The sequence below is a fragment of the Bacillota bacterium genome, assembly GCA_040754675.1.
GTDB lineage: Bacteria > Bacillota > Limnochordia > Limnochordales > Geochordaceae > Geochorda.
On sequence record JBFMCJ010000664.1, the window covers coordinates 1 to 2086 of the forward strand.

The 2086-nt window shown below is 64.0% G+C and carries 2 protein-coding genes; both read right to left on the reverse strand.

Going from position 1 to position 2086, the window contains the following annotated elements:
- Window positions 1–435 precede the first annotated feature (435 nt).
- On the reverse strand, window positions 436–1584 hold the full coding sequence (locus AB1609_22250) for a glycosyltransferase family 4 protein (protein ID MEW6049156.1): 1149 nt from the start codon (window positions 1582–1584) through the stop codon (window positions 436–438).
- 6 nt (window positions 1585–1590) lie between these two features.
- The coding region (locus AB1609_22255; GenBank protein ID MEW6049157.1) for a hypothetical protein at window positions 1591–2086 on the reverse strand (496 nt) is incomplete at its 5' end.

Genomic DNA, 2086 nt, shown 5'->3' on the forward strand with positions numbered 1-2086 from the left:
GTGGGGGATGCTCCCGCTTGTTTTCCCTCCCTCACCGCCCCGCTTTCGCTGCCGGGATCGGGCGGCACTCCGGCGCAGGCCTCCCGGTGCCCCCACGATTCGGCTCCCCGGTCGCTCTTCCTGCCACAAAGCTCCAGCCCCCCGGCTAGCCGGGGGGCTGGGCGGGGACCTCCTGGAGATCTGGACGCTCAACTTACGCGCGCGATCCACCCTCCAAAACGGTCAAAAAGCGGGAGGCGCGACAAGAATGGGATGGTACGCTTTCGCTCAGGACTCCTCAAACACGTCAGGTGCCCACACCCCCACGTGTTCTCGGCGACGAAAAACTGATCCATAGCGGGGTAACAAAGGGAGAGAGACTGTCGCTAACCTGCGGACATCCTTCCAGGGACAAAGTAGCCAATCATCACTAGGTGGGTCAGTTATCGGGGTAGACTACCAAGCTGCGTCCCCGTGCCCCAAAGCCCGGTCGTCGCGCGAATCACCCAACCCTAACAACCACCGGTACGCAGCGAGTGTCATCTCCGCGGCCTTGTGCCATGTGAAACGGGTCAAGACTTTCTGACGGAGGTTCCCTGTCCTCGGCGCCGCCCATGCAGCCAGCACGGCGGAGCGGATCGATCGTATGTCCGAAGGGTCGCAGTACCACGCATCTTGTCCGAAATACTCGAGAACGGGGCCATGGATGCTGACCACGCAGTTGGCCCCGTGAGCCGCTGCCTCGAGTGTGGCAAGTCCGGGGCTTTCGCGTAGGCTCGGCAGCGCGTGCACCTTCGCGCACTCGTAGATGTATCCCAGCTGGTGACGCGGTATCTCCCCGAGGAAAAAGGTATTGCCGCGAATGGAGCCAAGCCGCACGCACTCCCGGCCGTACACCGTCTCCTGCCCTCGGCCCACGAATACCAGCGGGATACTGGGGACATCGGCCAGCGCCTGGAGGAGAGCCATCTGACCCTTCGTAGGCTCCAAGCGGCCCACCTCCAGGACGTACTCCCCGGGCAGCCGGAGGCCTGCCGGCCGATCGGACGGCTGTGGCGGGAGGACGTCCGCGGCATTCGGAACCACGAAGGCTTTCTGGCGAAGCGAGGCGGCGTTGAAAGTCCAGACCAGAGCCTCCATCTCCGCGTACGAGTTCGGCAGGAGGACGTCGGCCAGCGCCAGCATCTGTTTCGCTGCTCGGTGCACTCGCCGGCGTCGCGGAGCCGCTTTGAGCGTGCGGGCTGTGTAGAGTGCTCGCCAGTGAAGCCTCCCAAGCAAATCGGCCATGAGGCTCCAACCACGGGGAAAGAGCTTGGTGGCGTCCCTTTCCAAGTGGCGCATATCCCAGTAGATGGGTGACAGAGCTATCGGGTTGCCCGCTTCTTTCGCAGCCAGCACGTCCCTCAGCCCGGTCAGGGCCGTCTGGATATTGAAAACGTGGACGAGGTCGTAAGCCGCGAGGTCTGACAGGCGCAGCTCGCCTTCTGCAACGTCCACGCAGACGCCAAGCCTCTCCAGCGCCCGCCGCGTTTGCACGACTTGGGTGCTGTCGCCACCCCACTCCAACTGCCATTCACGCCTGGAGTTGACGAAGAGAACCCTCATTGCACCTCAACCGATAGTGGCACCTTTGGTGCGTATGGCTGCCGAGATCCGCTGCGCCAACGACCCGCTGACACTGCGCCAGATGTTGATGACGGTATAGCCAGTCGCCGCTCCGCCAACTGCCAGAAAACCCACGCCGCCTGCGCCTACCGCCCACCAAGCCAGGGTCCCGAGGGCCACAGCGCTGCTTCCCAACACAGGCAACATCGCCTTTGCCGGCAGCCGCAACAGGACAACGGCTCCAAGGGTGCTTGTGAGCGCGTGTACGAGGTACGACAGGAGGTACGCGGCGGACGCCCCCACCGCCCCGAACTGCGCCACCGCGAGCCTCGAGCCGATGAGGAAGACGCTCGCCCACACCAGGTTTAGGGCGAAGCCTAGCCACATCCGGTTCGTGGCCGCCAGGACCTGGCCCGGGATGCTGAGGACCGCGTTGAAGAACGTTGCAACGACCACCAGAGTCAAAGACGCGCGCAGGTCTCGATACCCTTGCCCGTAGAGC

Coding starts and splice junctions, on each gene's coding strand:
- AB1609_22250 (MEW6049156.1), bottom strand. CDS start 1,584: ATGAGGGTTCTCTTCGTCAACTCCAGGCGTGAATGGCAGTTGGAGTGG.